Annotated in this window: 19 protein-coding genes; 9 read left to right on the top strand and 10 right to left on the bottom strand. The window is 68.4% G+C overall.

The window, feature by feature from the left end:
• Positions 1 to 15 precede the first annotated feature (15 nt).
• Entirely contained in the window at positions 16 to 1,260 is a 1,245-nt protein-coding gene (locus ACZ48Y_RS06005; RefSeq protein WP_464739586.1) for a glutamate-5-semialdehyde dehydrogenase, read from the top strand.
• Here the strand turns inward: ACZ48Y_RS06005 and ACZ48Y_RS06000 are convergent.
• Both ACZ48Y_RS06000 and ACZ48Y_RS05995 read right to left on the bottom strand, forming a co-directional pair.
• On the bottom strand, positions 1,250 to 1,783 hold the full coding sequence (locus ACZ48Y_RS06000; RefSeq protein WP_464742848.1) for a type I phosphoribosyltransferase: 534 nt from the start codon (positions 1,781 to 1,783) through the stop codon (positions 1,250 to 1,252). The two genes, ACZ48Y_RS06005 and ACZ48Y_RS06000, sit on opposite strands and share 11 nt — an antisense overlap.
• Before the next feature lie 23 nt (positions 1,784 to 1,806).
• The gene (locus ACZ48Y_RS05995) at positions 1,807 to 2,358 is read right to left on the bottom strand and encodes a phosphoribosyltransferase family protein (protein ID WP_464739585.1); all 552 of its coding nucleotides are present in this window, start codon (positions 2,356 to 2,358) and stop codon (positions 1,807 to 1,809) included.
• 27 nt (positions 2,359 to 2,385) lie between these two features.
• Here ACZ48Y_RS05995 and ACZ48Y_RS05990 point away from each other — a divergent pair, with 27 nt between their 5' ends.
• Together ACZ48Y_RS05990 and ACZ48Y_RS05985 are read left to right on the top strand one after the other, a co-directional pair.
• The gene (locus tag ACZ48Y_RS05990) at positions 2,386 to 2,817 is read left to right on the top strand and encodes a bifunctional nuclease family protein (RefSeq protein WP_464739584.1); all 432 of its coding nucleotides are present in this window, start codon (positions 2,386 to 2,388) and stop codon (positions 2,815 to 2,817) included.
• Positions 2,814 to 3,155: an SCP2 sterol-binding domain-containing protein gene (locus ACZ48Y_RS05985; RefSeq protein ID WP_464739583.1), complete on the top strand. Its 342-nt coding sequence runs from the start codon at positions 2,814 to 2,816 to the stop codon at positions 3,153 to 3,155. Before ACZ48Y_RS05990 ends, ACZ48Y_RS05985 begins: the two co-directional genes overlap by 4 nt.
• Here the strand turns inward: ACZ48Y_RS05985 and ACZ48Y_RS05980 are convergent.
• The gene (locus ACZ48Y_RS05980; protein WP_464739582.1) at positions 3,152 to 3,484 is read right to left on the bottom strand and encodes a histidine triad nucleotide-binding protein; all 333 of its coding nucleotides are present in this window, start codon (positions 3,482 to 3,484) and stop codon (positions 3,152 to 3,154) included. The two genes, ACZ48Y_RS05985 and ACZ48Y_RS05980, sit on opposite strands and share 4 nt — an antisense overlap.
• 288 nt (positions 3,485 to 3,772) lie before the next feature.
• Here ACZ48Y_RS05980 and ACZ48Y_RS05975 point away from each other — a divergent pair, with 288 nt between their 5' ends.
• Together ACZ48Y_RS05975 and ACZ48Y_RS05970 are read left to right on the top strand one after the other, a co-directional pair.
• Complete coding sequence (locus ACZ48Y_RS05975; RefSeq protein WP_464739581.1) at positions 3,773 to 4,123, top strand: hypothetical protein; 351 nt, start codon at positions 3,773 to 3,775, stop codon at positions 4,121 to 4,123.
• 1,446 nt (positions 4,124 to 5,569) lie between these two features.
• Positions 5,570 to 5,734, top strand: coding sequence for a hypothetical protein (locus tag ACZ48Y_RS05970; RefSeq protein ID WP_464739580.1), 165 nt, complete (start codon positions 5,570 to 5,572; stop codon positions 5,732 to 5,734).
• Between the two features lie 406 nt (positions 5,735 to 6,140).
• On the opposite strand, the gene ACZ48Y_RS05965 is transcribed toward ACZ48Y_RS05970, so the two are convergent.
• A complete protein-coding gene (locus ACZ48Y_RS05965; RefSeq protein ID WP_464739579.1) occupies positions 6,141 to 6,965 on the bottom strand; it encodes a LysR family transcriptional regulator in 825 nt (274 codons plus the stop codon).
• A gap of 69 nt (positions 6,966 to 7,034) precedes the next feature.
• On the opposite strand from ACZ48Y_RS05965, the gene ACZ48Y_RS05960 reads away from it, so the two are divergent.
• Positions 7,035 to 8,048 carry a YeiH family protein gene (locus tag ACZ48Y_RS05960; RefSeq protein ID WP_464739578.1) on the top strand — a complete coding sequence of 338 codons (1,014 nt, stop codon included), beginning with the start codon at positions 7,035 to 7,037 and terminating at the stop codon, positions 8,046 to 8,048.
• On the opposite strand, the gene ACZ48Y_RS05955 is transcribed toward ACZ48Y_RS05960, so the two are convergent.
• On the bottom strand, positions 8,045 to 9,301 hold the full coding sequence (locus tag ACZ48Y_RS05955; protein WP_464739577.1) for a MiaB/RimO family radical SAM methylthiotransferase: 1,257 nt from the start codon (positions 9,299 to 9,301) through the stop codon (positions 8,045 to 8,047). The two genes, ACZ48Y_RS05960 and ACZ48Y_RS05955, sit on opposite strands and share 4 nt — an antisense overlap.
• 59 nt (positions 9,302 to 9,360) lie before the next feature.
• On the opposite strand from ACZ48Y_RS05955, the gene ACZ48Y_RS05950 reads away from it, so the two are divergent.
• The 3 genes from ACZ48Y_RS05950 to dxs are packed head-to-tail and all read left to right on the top strand — an operon-like array spanning position 9,361 to position 12,818.
• Positions 9,361 to 10,281 (top strand): threonine ammonia-lyase, encoded by a 921-nt coding sequence (locus tag ACZ48Y_RS05950; RefSeq protein ID WP_464739576.1) that lies wholly within the window; start codon positions 9,361 to 9,363, stop codon positions 10,279 to 10,281.
• Positions 10,282 to 10,289: 8 nt separating this feature from the next.
• Positions 10,290 to 10,949: a hypothetical protein gene (locus tag ACZ48Y_RS05945; RefSeq protein ID WP_464739575.1), complete on the top strand. Its 660-nt coding sequence runs from the start codon at positions 10,290 to 10,292 to the stop codon at positions 10,947 to 10,949.
• 9 nt (positions 10,950 to 10,958) lie between these two features.
• The gene (dxs, locus tag ACZ48Y_RS05940; RefSeq protein ID WP_464739574.1) at positions 10,959 to 12,818 is read left to right on the top strand and encodes a 1-deoxy-D-xylulose-5-phosphate synthase; all 1,860 of its coding nucleotides are present in this window, start codon (positions 10,959 to 10,961) and stop codon (positions 12,816 to 12,818) included.
• On the opposite strand, the gene mtnA is transcribed toward dxs, so the two are convergent.
• The 5 genes from mtnA to ACZ48Y_RS05915 are packed head-to-tail and all read right to left on the bottom strand — an operon-like array spanning position 12,815 to position 18,318.
• Entirely contained in the window at positions 12,815 to 13,825 is a 1,011-nt protein-coding gene (mtnA, locus tag ACZ48Y_RS05935; RefSeq protein ID WP_464739573.1) for an S-methyl-5-thioribose-1-phosphate isomerase, read from the bottom strand. The two genes, dxs and mtnA, sit on opposite strands and share 4 nt — an antisense overlap.
• A 3-nt stretch (positions 13,826 to 13,828) precedes the next feature.
• Positions 13,829 to 15,586 (bottom strand): ribonuclease Y, encoded by a 1,758-nt coding sequence (rny, locus tag ACZ48Y_RS05930; protein ID WP_464739572.1) that lies wholly within the window; start codon positions 15,584 to 15,586, stop codon positions 13,829 to 13,831.
• 11 nt (positions 15,587 to 15,597) lie between these two features.
• Positions 15,598 to 16,620, bottom strand: coding sequence for a recombinase RecA (gene recA, locus ACZ48Y_RS05925; RefSeq protein ID WP_464739571.1), 1,023 nt, complete (start codon positions 16,618 to 16,620; stop codon positions 15,598 to 15,600).
• A complete protein-coding gene (thpR, locus tag ACZ48Y_RS05920) occupies positions 16,580 to 17,137 on the bottom strand; it encodes an RNA 2',3'-cyclic phosphodiesterase (protein ID WP_464739570.1) in 558 nt (185 codons plus the stop codon). Before thpR ends, recA begins: the two co-directional genes overlap by 41 nt.
• A complete protein-coding gene (locus tag ACZ48Y_RS05915; RefSeq protein WP_464739569.1) occupies positions 17,134 to 18,318 on the bottom strand; it encodes a CinA family nicotinamide mononucleotide deamidase-related protein in 1,185 nt (394 codons plus the stop codon). Before ACZ48Y_RS05915 ends, thpR begins: the two co-directional genes overlap by 4 nt.

Raw genomic sequence — 18,318 nt, 5'->3', positions numbered from 1 at the left:
GGTAGCCTGGGGCGCATGAGCGTTCGCCCCTTAGCGGAACGGGCCAAGGCTGCGGCCCGGCGGATGGCCTACGCCGAGCCGCGGGCCAAGAAGCAGGCCCTTTTGGTGGCCGCGGAGCTTTTGGATAACGAGCGTGCCGAGTTGCTCGAGGCCAATCGGGCGGACCTCGAGGCCGCCCGGGAGATGGGTCTTTCCGGGGCCCGCTTTGACCGCTTGCGGCTCGACGATCGCACGATCGACACCCTGATCGCGGGCCTGCGCCAGCTCGCCGAGGCACCCGAGGTCGTCGGCGAGGTGCGCGAGCTGCGCACCCTGGAAAACGGCTTGCAGGTAGGCCGGATGCGGGTGCCCCTGGGGCTCATCGGTTTTATCTACGAGTCCCGGCCCGGGGCCACGGTCGAGGCCAGCGGGCTGATCATCAAGTCCGGCAACGCCATCTTGCTGCGCGGAGGCAAGGAGGCGCTGCGCTCCAACCAGGCCCTGGTGGCCCGGCTGCGCCGGGCGCTGCTCGCCGCCGATCTGCCCGAGGACGCGGTGAGCCTGGTCCCCACCACCGATCGCGCCGCGGTGCTCGAGATGCTCTCCCTGGCTGGGGTGATCGACGTGATGATTCCCCGCGGCGGGGACGCGCTGATCCGGCTGGTCACCGAGCACGCCCGGATGCCGGTGCTCTTCCACGCCAAGGGGGTGAACCACCTCTACTTCGACGCCGGGGCCGAGGTCGAGATGGGCGTGCGGCTGGTGCTCAACGGCAAGGTGCAGCGGCCGGGGGTGTGCAACGCGTTGGAGACCCTCCTGGTGCACGCGGACGAGGCCGAGCGCTTCCTGCCCCGGGTGGCCGAGGCCCTCACCGCCGCCGGGGTCGAGCTGCGCGGCGATGACGCTGCCCGGGCCATCGTCCCCGGGATGCGCCCGGCGACCGAGGAGGACTGGGCCGCCGAGTACCTGGATCTGATCCTCGCGGTGCGGGTGGTCCCGGACATGGACGCCGCCCTGGCCCACATCGCCCGCTACGGCAGCCACCACACCGAGGTCATCGTGACCCGGGACTACGCCCGTGCCCGCCGCTTCCTCCGGGAGGTGGACGCGAGCCTGGTCCTGGTCAACGCCAGTCCCCGCTTCAACGACGGGTTCCAGCTCGGCCTCGGCGCGGAGATCGGCATCAGCACCACCAAGCTCCACGCCTACGGCCCGATGGGGGTGCGCGAGCTGACCACCGAGAAGTGGGTGGCCCTGGGCTCGGGTCAGGTCAGAGAATAGGCAGCTGGTAGAGGGCCTCGACCTTCACGTCTTCCTTCGGCTCCCCCTGCTGGAAGACCGCCAGCCGCGCTACCACCAGGCCGCCGGCCTTGACCACCAGCTTCTCCAGGGCCTTCATCGTGCCCCCGGTGCTGACCACGTCGCTGACCAGCGCGACCTTCTTGTTCAAAAGCCGCTCCGCCCAGCGCCGGTCGAGCCAGAGGGTCTCGCTCGAGCCCAGGGTGAGCGAGGCCACCTCCTGGATCAGGGGGTCGTCCATGTAGGCCCGACGCCGCTTGCGGGCGACGACGTAGCCGACCTCGCTCTCCTCGGCCAGGGTGTGCACCAGGGGGACCGGCGAGCACTCGGTGCTCACCAGGTACTCGGTCTCCTCGGGGAGCTTGGGCTTGAGCAGCCTCGCCGCCTCTCGGGTGAGCTCCACGTCGCCGAGGAACTCGATCAGGGGGATACGCATCCCCGGCAGGGTCTCGACCAGCGGGACGTGGCGGGTGATCTGCCCTACGGTGATCGGATAGGTCTCCAATGTGGTCATCCTGACCTCCTCGTCTATTCTTCCGGTTTGAAAAGGGGCAGGTGCCCCAGCGCGATCACGTCGTCGCGCGGGGTGCCCTCGGTGAAGACCGCGAGCACGCCGACCACCTCGCCCCCCACGCTCTCGATGAGCTCCTTGAGGCCCTTCAGGGTGCTCCCCGTGGAGACCACGTCGTCGACGATCACCACCTTCTTGCCGCGGATGCGGGCCACGTCGGCGCCGTCCAGGACCAGGAGCTGGGGCTTGCCGGTGGTGATCGAGACCACCTCCCGGGCCACCGGGTTGATCATGTAGGGCTTGGCGGTTTTGCGGGCGACGACGTAGGGAATGCCGCTCCTGACTGAGAGCGCGTGGGCCAGGGGGACCGCCTTGACCTCGGGGGTGACCAGCACCTCGGTGCCTTCGGGAAGGCGTTTGGCCAGCTCACGGGCCGCGGCCTCGGTGAGCTCGGTGTCCCCGAGCAGGTTCAAAAGGGCCACCGCGACCCCCTCGCCGACCTTGACGATGGGGAGCTCGCGCCGAACGCCGCCGATCTCAACGGGATAGGTCCTCACGACCCATAGCATAGCGCGGGGAAAACCTATAATGGGGACATGCTCAAGGCGACCGTAGAAAATCTGGGCGTCGACCCTAACACCGGGGGCGTGGTGGTGCTGCTCCGCGCCGAGAACGGCAAGCTGCTGCCGATCTGGATTGGCGCGCTGGAGGGGCAGAACATCGCCATCGCCCTCTCCGGGGAGAAGCCGCCCCGGCCGTTGACCCCGGACTTGCTCCTGAGCGTCCTCGAGGTCCTCGGGGGCAAGCTCGAGCGGGTGGAGATCACCGAGCTCAAGGACAACACCTTCTTCGCCCGGCTGATCATCAACGCCCGGGGCATGGAGTACGAGATCGACGCCCGGCCCTCGGACGCGATCGCGCTGGCGCTGCGTGCCGGGGCCCCGATCCTGGTCGACGAGCGGCTCTTGGAGGAGCACGCCGTCGAGGAGGCCCAGATCGAGTCCCAAAAAGGGGTGGCCGAGGCGTGAGGCTCGCTCCGGAGACCCTGGCCGAGCTCTGCGACAAGCTCAACCAGGACCCGGCCTTTTCCAAGGCCGCTGGAAACCTGGCGGCGCGCTTCGTCTTCGAGGTGGGCGAGGCCCGCTACCTCCTCGCGCTGGAGGGAGGCCGATGCACCGAGGCCCGGCCCGCGGGTGCCGACGAGCCCGCGGACTTCGTGATCGCCGTGGAACCCGACGCCTTGAGCGCCGGTCTGGACCCGGTGCAGGCCTTCGCCCGCGGCCAGCTCAAGCTGAAAAAGGGCAGCCTCTTTGCGTTGATGCCCTACGCCAAGGTGGCCAAGGCGATCTTTTCCAAGCTCACCTAGCGCCAGCCGCCGAGCACGTGCACGTGCACGTGGAAGATCTCCTGACCGCCCTTTTCCCCAACGTTGACGATGACCCGGTAGCCCTCGAGCCCCAGCACCCGGGTGGCGACCCGGTTGACGGTGCGAAAGAGGGCCCCCAGCGCCTTTTCCCCCCGTTCGTCGTCGGGGTAGTCGGAGAGCCGGTCGACGTGCTCCTTGGGGACCACCAGGACGTGGACCGGGGCCTTGGGGTGGATGTCGTGAAAGGCGATGAAGGCCTCGTCCTCGTAGACCTTCTTGGCCGGGAGCTTTCCGGCGATGATCTGACAAAAGACGCAGTCCGGCTTCATGTGCCCTAGCCTAGCAACTCCTCGAGGGGGCGTTGGGCATTGGCCCGGAGCCCTAATCGAGCGGATCGAGCGGGTGGAGGCCGACCTGCGGGAGGGCTGGGCGAAAAACCAGGGGCGCTTCTGGCATATCGCCTTACGGCCTAAGGCCCCCCAAAGTCTCCCGGGAGTCCCAGGCGGGTGTGCAATTTCGCTTGACTTCTACCTCCTCCCATGACTTAAGAGTGCTTATTGGAGGGCCTTGCGTCGCCTTCGGTCCTCTCGGGAGGTGATGGGTATGAAGCAAGGGCCTTGCGGTTTTTCCTGGTCTTCGGGCTCCTCCTCATGGGGGTGACCCCCGTCCTGGCCGCGGGGAAGCAGGTCAAAGCGGCCACCCGCACGCAGCAGGATGAGGTTGTACAGGTGGTGGTGCCGGAGGGGATGGCACTCAGTGATCCGACGCTCGATGAAACGAGTGGACAGGGTTTGGGGTCGGCTCTCCTCGGTGGGTTGGGGGAGGGCTTCATAGATGCCGTGAAGGCTGGAGGGGCTACGTATTTGGTTACTGGAGATAAGAAATTGGGACTAAAGGCTGCAGTCGCTGCATTTGTCGTGGGGTTTTTCGTTAGCGCAGTGAAAGGACTGATAGCTCCCGCACCGTAGCCTGCTTAGAGGCGGGTGAGTTGTAGTTTCCGTGCCCACCATTTTTTTCAATGAGAGCGGACTTAGTTGGGAGGTGGATCTCTTCTATGTTGAACCAGCTCATGAAGCCGCCAGCCTACTGGGTTTTAAAAGACGCATTCTTGTCACTCATTGTTCTGTGGGCGACTCACTCGCTTTATAAAGGAGATCTGCCTAAGGTTCTCCTGATCGCAGCCGTAACTTTCCTGGCATTTGTGGCAATTGACGTGCTTTGGGCTTGGGCTAAAAAGCTTTTTTAGAGCGGTCCTCAGGGCTTTTCATATAGGCCTGGTTAATGTGCCTTCCCAAGCAATCCTACTTGATATGTAAGCCACTCTCTTCTTGCCTTCAGGAGATGAGGGGTATGAAGAAGGGACTTGCGGTTCTCCTGGTCTTCGGGCTCCTCCTCATGGGGGTGACCCCCGTCCTGGCCGCGGGAGCGCGGGTCAAGGCGGCGCCGCCTGTGCAGCAGGGTGGGGTCGGGCAGGTAGTGATGCCAGAGGGGGAAGGATTGGGAGAGGGTGAATTGGCTGAAGTGCAAGGAGAAGCGGCCCCCTTGGCTTATGTTGGGTACGTTTTAGTTCGTGGTCTTATTGGGGCAGTAGGAGGTGCGGCTGCCGGAGCCGTTAAGAGCCCCGTTGAAACGGGGCATGCTAACTTAAGAGATGTGGCAATAGGTGCGGGAGTAGGTTTCATTGCTGGAATCACGGGTGGAGCTGGGTCTTTGGTTTCGAAACCGTAATAAGCGGCGGTGTCATCTATGCAAGACTGAAACCCACTGCCTACTAGGTCTTTATTCGGTCTTGCATAGATGGCACCACACTTGCATCTGAGTGAGGGGAGGGTCGATGGTTCAATTAAGGAGACCGCTGTTCGAAGCATTGATTTTCACGGCCGTTTATGCGCTCATCTCTGTGATTCTAGATTTTCTAGACGGGGTAAGGCATCATTTCGCTGCTTATGCCATTTCAGCGATTGTGGCTTTTGCTATTTACTCGATAATAATTGTTTCGATTTATGTAAAAAGGGAATTAAACAAGAAATGAGGTCTCTCTCGAATGCGGCCATGGACGTTTTAATCACGTTCTTTTTGGTTGTGGCGGTGACGGAATGGTCGCGGCGTGCCGGATTATGGGATGAAACATCCCAAGACTAGGAGTTGGAGATCGGTGCGTTGAGTTCTCGGACCGTTGTTTTCGCGCTAGCCTTGGTCGCGTTCGGTGTGTTTGCGGAGGGAGCTCCCTACCACCTCCTCCGCTACACCCACGTGGTGGGCCAGACGGACTGGTACACCTGCGGGGCGGCGGGGCGACGCTGCTGACCTACTACTACGACGATCCCGCGACGGAGGGCGAGATTCTCGAGATCGCGGTAAGGGAAACCAAGAAATCGGGCAAGGATCCTTTGAAGGGCCTCACCGCCCTTTCGTTGAAGCGCGCATTGGAGCGGCGCGGCTACGCGGTGAAGGCCTACCGGGTGAACCTGGCGCGGCTCGCCGAGCTCAAGGAAGCGAAGGCGCTCCAGGCCAAAGAACTCGCCTGGGCCCGGGCGGAGCTTTCCCGCCTGGCTGCCCTCCGGGCGCGGTTGCCTTAGCGAGAAAGGTGCGTGGTGCGTTGTGTGTGGTGCGTGGTGTTTGAAGCGGCCCATCGCCCCGGCGGGGCCCTGAGCCCGGGCCGGTTTTTGCGGGTTTTATGCGCCCGCGTTTCCGCCTCGGTTGCGCGGGTTTTATGCGGATCTCCCCGGGCAGGCCTGTACCTTCATGCACTGGCCTCGATACGATTTCGAGGCCAGGCACCGGCGAGCGTCCGGTGATGCTGGCGTAGCGCACGAGCGGATCCAGGTCCACCCCTTCAGGGGGCGGACCTCGACCACGTCCGGGATCATCGCCTCCATGCTCCTCCAGGGGCGGGATGGGCTTTAGGGGTTCGCCCCGACGGGCCCGCTCCTGGTGATTCACGCTCTACGAGTTCCTTTTGGTGTAAACGCGCCCACGCCGCGATCAGGTCCATGGCTTGAGGAGGCGTTGGGCCTCGGCCCGGGGCTTGGGCGGCAGGATGAGGTGAAAACGGCGCTTGAGATCGAGCCCGGCGACCTCGACCCAGGGCCCGTCCCAGGCGCAGCGGGGCAGGAAGGCCGGCCCCCAGCCGGCGGCGACCGCCGCACGCAGCGCAAAGAGCCCCTCCACCACTGCCGCGGGCTGCACCCGCACCCCGGCGGCGTGGAGTGCCGCCTCGACCAGAGTACGTGTGCCGGAGCCCGGCTCGCGAACGAGCAGCGGCAGACCGGTGAGCGCCTGCGGCGGCAGCGTGCCGCGACCGGCGAGGGGATGGCCGGGGGGCAGCGCCAGCACCAGGCGATCCTCGGCGAGCACGTGGCTTTCGTAGCCCGGTGGGGGTGGGGTGGGCGCCTCGATCACCGCCGCGTCGGCCCGGCCGGCGGTGAGGTCCTCGAGGACCGCCTCGCTGTTCTTCACCCTCAGCTCCAGGGCCAGGCCCTTGGCCAGGGCCGGGGCCAGGCGACGCGGGAGGTCGCAGGCGGCAGCGGTCTGGCTGGCCGCGATTACCAGTGGCGCGGGGTTGGGGAAGGCGGAGAACAGCCGCGCCGCTTCCTCGGCCAGGGGTAGGAGGCCTTGCCCCAGTGGGGTGAGCGCGAGCGTTCGGCCCCGACGCACGAAGAGCGGGCCGCCCGCGCGTGCGGCCAGGCGCTTGAGCCGCTGGCTGACGGCGGGCTGGCTGACCCCCAGCCGCTTGGCGGCTTCGCTCAGGCTGCCGGTGGCGGCGAGGGCGGCGAGGGCCTCGAGCTCGGCGAGGCGAGGCCGTTCCATAAGCTTAGTTTATAGTTTATCGAGAGTCTTTTATTTGACCTTATAGGCTTGGGTCGCTAGCCTGGGGCCATGCCGTTCTCACCGGATCGCCGCCCGGCCACCTTGAGCGGGGTGCTCTTCGTGGCGCTCTTCGCCGTGGCCGCGTTTCAGATCGCTTCCTGGCCGTTCATCCAGGCGTTGCGGCTGAGCCCTTTGGTCATCGGGATCGTGCTCGGCATGGCCTACGCCAACACCCTGAGGCAGCAGCTCCCCGAGGCTTGGGTGCCCGGGGTGGTCTTCTCGGCGAAGACCCTTTTGCGGTTGGGGGTCGCGCTCTACGGTTTTCGCCTGACCCTGCAGCAGCTCGCCGAGGTCGGACCGGTGGGGCTTCTCTTTTCCCTGTTGATGCTGAGCAGCACCTTCGTGATCGGGGCCTTCGTCGGTCAGCGGATCTTGAAGCTGGACCGCGACACCGCTTGGCTCACCGCGGTGGGCAGCGCGGTCTGCGGAGCCGCCGCGGTGCTGGCCACCGAGCCGGTCCTCAAGGCCAAGCCCCATAAGAGCGCGGTCGCGGTGGGGACGGTGGTGCTCTTCGGCACCCTGGCGATGTTCGTCTACCCGGTGCTCGAGCGCGGCGGCTGGCTGGGGCTGGACCCCGCGGCCTACGGCCTCTACGTGGGGGGGACGGTCCACGAGGTGGCCCACGTCGTGGCCGCGGGTTCGGCGGTCCCCGGAGCGGCGAAGATCGCGGTGGTGGTGAAGATGACCCGGGTGTTGTTGCTGGCGCCGCTTTTGCTCGTCCTCGGCTACCTCGCCGCCCGCGGCGAGGGGCGGACCAAGACTCAGGTGCCGGGGTTCGCGCTCGGGTTCTTGGCGGTCATCGGGTTGAACTCTTTGGGCCTTATCCCCGCCGATTGGGTGGCGCAGATCAACCGCTTCGACACCTTCCTCCTGACCATGGCGATGACCGCCCTGGGGATGGAGACCTCGGTGGAAAAGCTCAAGGTGGCGGGAACCAAGCCGCTCCTCCAGGCCTTGGCGATGGCGATCTGGCTGGCCGGTGGGGGGCTCGTCCTGGTCCGCCTGCTGGCCCCTGGCCTCTAGGCGGCTTCCCCGTAGAGGACGTAGCCGCGCGCGGCCCGCACGGTGAAGCGCACCTCGTCCCCAGGGGCGGCCTCGCCGAGCACCTGGGCCTCGTAGTAATCGGGGGTGTGGCCGAAGAGCCGGCCCCCCTCCCCGCGCTCCACCAACAGGGTGGTCGCCCGGCCCAGCTTGGGCTGGATGCGGGCCTCGGCGAGGGCGTGGGCCAGCTCGATCAGCCGGTGGGTGCGGGCCTTTTTGACCGGGGGCGCGACCTGCGGCAGCCGGGCCGCGCGGGTCCCGGGGCGCGGGGTGTAGGTGAAGACGTGGACTCGGGCCGGCTTGAGCGCTTCGAGGACCGCCACCGTCGCCTGGAAGTCCTCCTCGGTCTCGGTGGGCAGGCCGGCGATCACGTCGGTGGTGAGGGCGAAGTCGGGGATCGCCTCGTAGGCCAGGTGCACGATGCGGCGGTACTCCTCCAGGCTGTAGCGGCGGTTCATCAGCGCCAGCAGGCGCTCGGAGCCGGTCTGCAGGGAGAGGTGCAGGTGCGGCCGGGCCCGGGGCGCGTGGCGGGCGAGGACCCGGATCAGGCGCTCATCGGTGTCCTCGGGCTCGATCGAGGAGAGCCGCACCCGGGCCCCTAGCGCCAGCAGGTCCTCGACCAGCCCCGCCAGGCCTTGCGGGTGGCCGTCGTAGGAGCCCAGGCGCACCCCGGTGAGAACGATCTCCTTCACCCCTCGCGAAAGCAGCGCCTCGGCCTCCTTGAGCGCGTCCGCGGCGGGGCGGGAGCGCTCCCGGCCGCGCAGCTTGGGGATGATGCAGTAGGCGCAGCCGGCGTTGCAGCCGTCCTGGACCTTCAAGAACGCGCGCACGCCGCTGGTGAGCAGGGTCCGGTCGGGGTGGCCCCAAAAGGCGTTGACCGGGGTGGTGATCGGGTCCAGGTCGCGGCCGAGCTGGCTCAGGATGAGCTGGGGCAGGGCCCCTTTTTGTTCGTTCTTGACCACCAGGTCCGCGCCGAGCTCCCGCGCCAGGTCCTCGGTGCGGCTGACAAAGCAGCCGGTGACCACCAAGAGCGCGTGGGGATGGGCCCGGCGGGCACGGCGGATCTCCGCCCGGGCCTTGGCCTCGGCGGTGGTGGTGACCGCGCAGGTGTTGAGGAAGACCAGCTCGGCGTCCTCCTCGACCACTTCGGGGGCGAGGGGACCGAGGGCCCCGAGCAGGGCCTCGGTCTCCGCCTGGTTGACCTTGCAGCCGAGGGTCTTGACCGCGACGCGCATCCGGGACATTCTGCCACGCTCGGCGCGGTTTCGCCTAGGGTTTTGCTTACCATGGTGGCATGGTGCGTCTTTCCGACGTCTATGCGGCCGCCGTGCGTTTGGCTCCCTACCTCCGGCGCACGCCGGTGCTCACCTCCCGCCAGCTGGACCGGGCCTTCGGCCGGTCGCTTTTTTTTAAGGCCGAGGCGCTGCAAAAGACCGGCAGCTTCAAGGCCCGGGGGGCGCTCAACAAGGCGCTCTTGCTCGAGGCCCCGCGGGGGCTGGTCGCGGCCTCGTCGGGCAACCACGCCCAAGGGGTGGCCTTCGCCGCCCAGATCCTCGGGGTGCCGGCGGCGATCGTCGTCCCCGAGGACACGGTGGCGGTCAAGAAGGACGCGATCCGGGCCTACGGAGCCGAGCTGATCGACGCCGGGGTGACCGTCGAGAACCGCGAGGCGGTGGCCCGGTCCCTGGCCGAGGCGCGCGGCTGGGCCTTCATCCACCCCTTCGACGACTGGGACGTGATCGCCGGGCAGGGGACGGTGGGCCTGGAACTGACGCAGCAGGTCCTGGGGCCGGAGGCGGTGCTGGTCCCGGTCGGGGGCGGGGGGCTGATCGCCGGGGTGGCGACCGCGGTCAAGGCCCACGCGCCCGGAACCCGGGTGATCGGGGTCGAGCCCGAAGCGGGCGCGGACGCCAAGGCCAGCCTGGCCGCGGGGCGGATCGTGCGCCTCGCCGCGCCCCCCGAGACCGTCGCCGACGGGGTGCGCACGATGGCGGTGGGGGCGCGGCCGTTCGAGGTGATGCGCGCGCGGGTGGACGCGATCCTCGAGGTCCCCGAGGCGGCGATCCTGGAGGCCCAGCGCCTGGTGCTCTCGCGCCTCAAGCTGGTCGCCGAACCCACCGGGGCGCTGCCGCTGGCGGCGGTCCTGACGCACCGCGAGGCGCTGCCCGAGCGGCTGGCCCTGGTGGTTTCCGGGGGAAACTGGCTGCCGGTATGATGGGGCCGATGCGCTGGAAACTCGTGGGCCTCCTTGCCCTCTTGCTCGCCGCCTGCGCGCCGACCGCGACCGGACCCGCGCCCACGGCCGAGGCGCGGGTCGAGGGGCCGGTGGCCTTCTACCCCCATCGCACCGGGCTGACCTGGCGCTATCTGAAGGCTGGGGACCCCCTCGACGCCCCCCCTTACCGCGTCGAGGTCGAGGGATCGGCGGCGTTCTTGGGGCGCTCGAGCCTGGCCTTTCGCTTTTCGGGCCGCGGCCAGGAGCGGGTCTACTACCGCGAGGTCTCGGACACCCTCGGGCAGCGGCTCTTTGGCTATGAGGAGAAGATCACCCTCAGCCGGGTGAGCTTCGACCCACCCTTCGTCGAGTTCCCGCCCGCCGCGCTCCTCGCCCCGGGGGCCCGCTGGGGGGGGAAGACCCGTGTCAAGAGCGCCTTCACCCTTCCCGAGGGGGAGGTGCGGCAGACCGAACTGGTGCTGGATTACGGCTTCGAGGTCGTGGCCAGGCGCCAGGTCGAGGTGCCGGCGGGGCGTTTCGAGGCCTTCGTGATCCGCTTTCGCGCCAAGAGCGGTAAAGATGTGGTTGAGTCCGAGCTCTGGTTCGTGCCCCACGTCGGCGAGGTGCGCACCCGCGAGGGGCTCTTGCTGGTGGGGAAGAACTTTTAAAGGGGAACCATGCTGGAGAAGATTCAAGGTCCAGAGGACGTCAAGCGCTTGAGCGAAGCCGAGCTTTTGGCCTTGGTCGAGGAGCTGCGCAGCGAGATCATTCGCGTGGTCAGCCAGACCGGCGGCCACCTGGCGAGCAGCCTGGGGGCGGTCGAGCTGATCGTCGCCCTGCACCGGGTCTTTGACTCGCCCAAAGACCGCATCCTCTTCGACGTCGGCCATCAGGCCTACGCCCACAAGCTCCTCACCGGGCGCCGGGATCGCTTCCACACCCTGCGCCAGGCGGGGGGAATCGCCGGGTTCACCAAGGTCAGCGAGTCGCCCCACGACGCGATCACCGTCGGCCACGCCTCGACCAGCTTGGCCAACGCGCTGGGGATGGCGCTGGCTAGAGACGTGCGCGGCGAGGACCACAAGATCGTCGCGGTGATCGGCGACGGCGCCCTCACCGGGGGGATGGCGCTGGCCGCGCTGAACAAGATCGGCGAGCTGCAAAAGGACCTGCTGGTGATCCTCAACGACAACGAGATGTCGATCAGCCCCAACGTCGGCGCCCTCAACCGCTACTTCCGCAGCCTGCAGGTGCAAAGCTGGTTCCAGGACGCCGAGGAGAAGGGCAAGCGGGTGCTCGAGCGCATCTCTCCCCGGCTCTACGAGTTCGCGGACCGGGCCAAGGAGGCGACCAAGCTCTTCTTCACCCCGGAGAACCCCTTCCACGCCTGGCACATCCGCTACATCGGCCCGGTGGATGGCCACGACCTCAAGGGCCTGATCTACCTCCTCGACCACCTTAAGGACCTCAAGGGTCCCACCCTGTTGCACGTGGTGACCAAGAAGGGCTACGGCTACAAGCTCGCCGAGCAGGACCCGGTGCGCTGGCACGGGGTCGGCCCCTTCCCCCTGGACCCCGACGCCCAGCCCAAGAAGGGCAAGGGCTACAGCTGGTCGCTGGCCTTCGGCGACGCCCTGATCGAGCTCGCCGAGAACGACCCCCGGATCTTCGCGATCACCCCGGCGATGCGCGAGGGCTCCGGCCTCACCGAGTACGCCGAGCGGTTTCCCGAGCGCTACATCGACGTGGGGATCGCCGAGGACGTGGCGGTGACCACCGGCGCGGGGTTGGCCCTGGCCGGGATGCGGCCGGTGGTCGCGATCTACTCGACCTTCCTGCAGCGCGCGGTGGACCAGGTGATCCACGACGTCGCCCTGGAGAACCTCGACGTGGTCTTCGCCATCGACCGCGCCGGGGTGGTGGGGGCGGATGGCCCCACCCACCACGGGGTCTTCGACCTGGCGATCCTGCGCGCGGTCCCCAACGTCTCGATCCTGGCCCCGAAGGACGCGCTCGAGCTCAGGGGCATGCTCAAGGCCGCGCTCGCCCGCAAAGGACCGGTGGCGATCCGCTACCCCCGGGGCGCGACCCAGCCGGCGCCCCGGGGGGCCTGGCCGGAGCTTGCCTGGGGCCGCTGGGAGGTGCTCAAGGAGGGGAGTGAGGTGGCGATCCTGACCTTCGGCGCCACCCTGCCCTACGCGCTCGCCGCCGCCGGGGAGGACCCGCGGGTGATGGTGGTCAACGCCCGCTTCCTCAAGCCCCTCGACGAGGCCCTGCTCAAGGACCTGGTGGCCCGGGGGATGCGGCTTTTGACCGTCGAGGACCACCAGCTCGCCGGGGGGTTCGGCGCGGCGGTGCTGGAGGCCCTCGAGCGCCTGGGCCTGAGCGCCGAGGTGCGCCGCCTCGGCTATCCCGACCGCTTCATGCCCCAGGGGCCCCAGCCCCACCTCCACCGCCTCGCGGGGATCGACGCCGAGGGCATCAAAGCCGCCCTCGCCGAGATGGGCGTCGGCGCGGCGGTGCCGCGCGCGGACTAGCCGAAGACCGCCCTTAGGTTCTCCGAAAACGGGGGGCGGATCACGCCCTTCTCGGTGATGATCGCGGTGATCAGCTCGGCCGGGGTGACGTCAAAGGCCGGGTTGTACACCGGGCTGCCCTCGGGCACGACCCGCGCGGTTCCGCAGTAGGCGACCTCGTCGGGGCTGCGTTCCTCGATGGGGATCGCCGCGCCGTCGGGGGTGGCGAGGTCCAGCGTGCTGCTCGGCGCGGCGACGTAGAAGGGGATCCCGTGGTATTTGGCGGCGATCGCCAGGTTGTAGGTGCCGATCTTGTTCGCGGTGTCCCCGTTGGCCGCGATGCGGTCCGCTCCGACCACCACCAGGTCGATGCCGAAGGTCTTCATCACGTGGCCCGAGGCCCCGTCGACGATCACCGTGTGGGGGATGCCGAGCCGGTTCAACTCCCAGGCGGAAAGCCGCGCCCCCTGGAGCCGGGGCCGGGTCTCGTCGAGGAAGACGTGCAGCGACTTCCCGGCCTCGAAGGCCACCCGGATCACCCCCAGGGCGGTGCCGTAGTCCACGGTGGCCAGGGCCCCGGTGTTGCAGTGGTGGAGGATCTTGGCCCCGTCGGGGATGAGCGGCAGGGCGTGGCGGCCGATCGCCAGGTTGGCCTGGACGTCCTCCTCGGCGATCGCGTGGGCCTCCTCGAGAAGGCGCTCGGCGAGGGCCTCAGGGGGGAGGTCGGCCTTCTCCCAGAGGGCGCGCATCCGGTCCAGGGCCCAAAAGAGGTTGACCGCGGTGGGGCGCGACGCCCTGAGCGCGCGGTCGGCGGCCTCGAGGTCCTCTCCACCGCGCGCGGCGAGGGCGATCCCGTAGGCCGCGGCGGCGCCGATCGCGGGGGCTCCGCGCACGACCATCTCGCGGATCGCCTCGGCGACCTCCTCCGCGCGCGTCAGGCGCAGGTAGACCTCGCGTTCGGGAAGCTGGCGCTGGTCCAGCAAGATGAGCGCGCCGTCCTCGTAGGTTAGCGAGCGAAACCCACCCATCGCCTACCTCGCGGTCTCCACGGCGCGGGTCTCGCGCACCACGGTGACCTGGACCTCGCCGGGGTACTGCATGTCGCGCTCGATGCGCTTGGCGATCTCCCGGGCCAGGAGGGCGGCCTTGGTGTCGTCGACCTTCTTGGGTTCGACGATGACCCGCACCTCGCGCCCGGCCTGGACCGCGAAGGCCTGGTTCACGCCGGGGAAGCTGGTGGCGATTTTCTCCAGGGCCTCGAGCCGCTTGAGGTAGTCCTCGAGCGACTCCCGGCGCGCCCCGGGCCGGGCGGCGCTCACCGCGTCAGCGGCGGCGACCAGGACCGCGTAGGGAGTCTTGGCGTTCTCCGGGTCGTGGTGATGGGCGATGGCGTCGATCACCGCCTCCCCCTCGCCGAAGCGCTTGGCGAGCTGGATGCCGATCTCCACGTGGGACCCCTCGACCTCGCGGTCCACGCTCTTACCGATGTCGTGCAAGAGCCCGGCGCGTCGCGCGGTGGCCGGGTCGTAGCCCAGCTCGGCGGCCAGGATCCCGGCGATGTGCGCGACCTGGATCGAGTGGGCGAGGACGTTCTGGCCGTAGGAGGTGCGAAAGTGCATCCGGCCCAAGAGCTGCACCAGGCCGGGCTTCAGGCCCAGGACGCCGGCCTCGAGCGCCGCCTCCTCGCCGCGCTCGAAGAGGAAGTGCTTCATCTCCTCCTTGGCCTTCTCCACCGCTTCCTCGATCTTGGTGGGGTTGATGCGCCCGTCGGCGATCAGCATCTCCAGCGCCTTCTTGGCGATCTCCCGGCGCAGGGCGTTGAAGGAGGAGAGGATCACCGCCTCCGGGGTGTCGTCGATGATCAGGTCCACTCCGGTGAGCTGTTCGAAGGCGCGGATGTTCCGTCCCTCGCGACCGATGATCCGCCCCTTCATCGCGTCGCTGGGGATGGGGACGACGCTCACCGCGAGCTGGCTGGCGACCTCCGAGGCCTGGCGCTGGATCGCCTGGGCGAGGATCTCCGCGGCCTTCTTCTTGGCCTCCAGCCGGGCCTTTTCCGCCGCCGCCTTGACCCGGATCGCCCGTTCCTCCTCGAGCTCCGCCTCCAGCTGCTCGAAGAGCCGCCGCGCGGCCTCCTCGCGGGTCAGGCCGGCGACCTCCTCGAGCTTGAGGGCGATCATCCGCTCCTTTTCCTTGAGCGCTTCCTCAGCGGCCTTGAGCTCGGCCTCGCGGGCGTTGAGCTTGGCCTCGAGCTCATCGAGGCGGGCGGCGCGGGCGTCGAGCTGTTCGCCGCGACGGCTCAGCCGTTCGTCGAGCTTCTTCAGCTCCTCGCGCTCGCGCCGGATCTCCTCCCAGGCGGCCTCGATGCGTGCGGCCTCCTTCTCCAGGACCTCGCGCTCGCGCTTGAGCTCGGCCCGTTCGCGCTCGAGCTCTTCCAGGATGCGTTTTTGGGTGCGCTCGATCTCCTCGAGGAGGCGCTCGCGCTCGCGCTCCAGCTCCCGGGCCATGCGCGCCTCCTCGCGGGCGCGCTCCTCCTCCCAGCGCTGGCGGGCCTCCTCGATCCGGGCCTCGGCCTCCGAAAGGCGGGAGCGGGCCTCGGCTTCGGCCCGCTCCCGGATCTCCTTGGCCTCGGCCCGCGCGGCCTCGATCGCGGCGCGGGCCTCGCGGAGCGCGGTCTCCTTCTCCGCCTCCGCTTGGGTGCCCTTCGTGCGCAACAGGTAGACGGCGAGGCCGAAGGCAGCGAAGAACAGAAAAAGGAGCAGGATGAGTTCGCTCAGGGTCAGGTTCATCGCCGCCTCCCCTAGGCCTCGGCGCCGGGCTCGATCGCGCCGATCGAGATCAGGACCTTGCGGCGGATCTCCTCGGCGAGCTCGGGGGCCCCGCGCAGGTACTCGGCGGCCTTCTCCTTGCCCTGACCGAGCCGCAGGTCACCGTAGGAGAGCCAGGAGCCGGCCTTGTCGATCACCCCCTGGTCGATCGCCACCGTCACCAGGTCGTTCATCGGGTCGATGCCGCGGCCGTAGTAGAGCTCGAGCTCGACCTCCTTGAACGGCGGCGCCAGCTTGTTCTTGGTCACCTTGACCTTGACCCGGTTGCCGATCGGGGTGTCCTTCTTCTTGATCGGCTGCCCGATGCGGCGCACGTCGAGCCGCACCGAGGCGTAGAACTTCAGCGCCCGGCCCCCGGGGGTGATCTCGGGGTTGCCGTACATCACGCCGACCTTCTCCCGCAGCTGGTTGATGAAGATCGCTGCGGTGTTGGACTTGGCCAGGACCGCGGTGAGCTTCCTGAGGGCCTGGCTCATCAGCCGGGCCTGGAGCCCCACGTGGGCGTCGCCCATCTCCCCCTCGATCTCCGCCGAGGGCACCAGCGCGGCCACCGAGTCGACGACGATCACGTCGAGCGCCCCGGAGCGCACCAGGAGCTCGGCGATCTCCAGCGCCTGCTCCCCGGTGTCCGGCTGGCTGATGAGCAGGTCGTCGACGTTCACCCCCAGCGCGGCGGCGTAGTTGGGGTCGAGGGCGTGCTCGGCGTCGATGAAGGCCGCGACCCCGCCCCCTTTCTGGGCCTGGGCGATGACCTGGAGGGCCAGGGTCGTCTTCCCCCCGGACTCCGGGCCGTAGATCTCGGTGACCCGTCCCCGGGGGATGCCCCCGATGCCCAGCGCCACGTCCAGGGCCAGGCTGCCGGTGGGAATCACGTCCACCCGCTGCTGCGGGGCCTGGCCCAGGCGCATGATCGCGCCGGTGCCGAACTTCTTCTCGATCGTCTTGAGGGTGCTCTCAAGCACCTTGGATTTTTCCTGCAGTTCCTTGTCGCTCATCTCGCACTCCTTTGAGGGGAAACGTTTCAATCACGGCATAGCGCGGCCCGGTCCGGGTGAGCTCTGAGCGGACGAGGTGAAAGGCCTCAACCGGGAAGCGTTCGTTGAAGACCACCGGGGGGACCCGGGGGGCCGGGCCCTTTTTCCGCGCCAGGGTGACGTGGGCCTTGAAGGGCTTGCCGTCGTCGAACTCGGGCAGCGCCAGGCGGAGCTTCTCGGCGAGGTCGAAGAACCCTTCGCCCTCGGCCCTGGCGAACCAGACCCGCGGCGCGCCGACGGCCGGGAAGTAGCCGGTGCCCTTGATCAGAGCCTCGAAGGGAGCCACCTCCTGGGCGATGTCCCGTGCCACGCCCTGAAGGCGCCCCAGCTCCGAAGGGTCGACCTCGCCGAGAAAGAGCAGGGTGACGTGCATCTGGTCGGGGCGGGTCGGCTTCCACCGGCCTTTGAGCTGGGTTTGCGCCTCGGCGAGGCGCCGGGCGATCTCCTTGGGGACGAAGGACGCGAAGAACAGCCTCATGGGTGGCTCCAGAAGTAGGCCAGGGCGGCGAAGGCCGCGCGCAGGCGGATCTTTTCCCGTCCCTGGTCAGGGAAGCGGTAGCCCCGGGCCTCGGCGTTCTCGGCGGTGGCCAGCCCCACGTAGACCACCCCGGGAGGGTGGCCCTCCAGGGGATCGGGCCCGGCGACGCCGGTCACCGCGAGGCCAACGTCGCTTTCAAAGCGTGCCCTGGCGGCCTCGGCCATCGCCGCAGCGGTGGCGGCGCTGACCGCCCCGTGCGCCTTCAGCACCGATTCCGACACGCCAAAGCGCACCTTGGCCTCACCGCTATACGATACCACACCGCCGGGAAAGACCTTTGAAACGCCAGGCACATCGGTGAGCAGGGCCGAGAGCAGTCCGCCGGTGACCGACTCCATCACCGCCAGCGTCTTCCCCTCGGCGAGCAGCCTGCGCACGACCAGCCCGGGGAGGGTGTCCTCGTCCTCCCCCCAGAGCTTGCCCTTGAGCCGTTTGCGGACCTCTTTCGCGATCTCTGGCGCGCCTTTGACCATGACGTGCACCCCATCCGCGTGGGCGTAGGTGGTGACCTCCGCCCCTTCGTGAACGCCGAGCAGGTCGCCGAGCAGGCCGGCGATCTCGGATTCGCCGACGCCGAAGGTCTTGTAGGTTTTCTGGAAGACCGGGCGGCTGGTGAGGCCCAGCACGCGCTTGACCTCCTCCCAGATCGGCCGCCACTCCTCCGGGGGGCCGGGAAGCGCCACCACCGTCTTGCCCCCGCCCTGCCAGAGAAAGCCGGGGGCGGTGCCCCGGGGGTTTTCCAGCCAGCGGGCGCCGGCGGGTTTTTGGGCCTGCTTGCGGTTGATCTCCGGTATCGGCCGACCGAAGGCCTGGAAGAACCCGGCGATCCTCGCGTAGGCTTGGGGGTCGAACTCGAGGGGCACCCCGAGGGCCTCGGCGACCGCCTCCCGGGTCAGGTCGTCGGGGGTGGGGCCCATGCCGCCGGTGACGACGACCAGCTCGTGATGGGCCAGGGCGTGGCGGAGCTCGCGTACCAGAGGCGCCAGACGGTCGGCGACGCGAAAGGTGACCTCGACCTCGGCGCCGTGCTCGATCAGGTCCGCGGCGAGGCGGGCGGTGTTGGTGTCCAGCGTGCGTCCGGTGATGAGCTCGCTACCGGTGGCGAAAACCGTGGCCTTCAC

Source organism: Rhabdothermus arcticus (genome assembly GCF_055382915.1).
The sequence above is the reverse complement of the archived record's forward strand: the minus strand, read 5'-3'. Positions and strand labels throughout refer to the sequence as shown.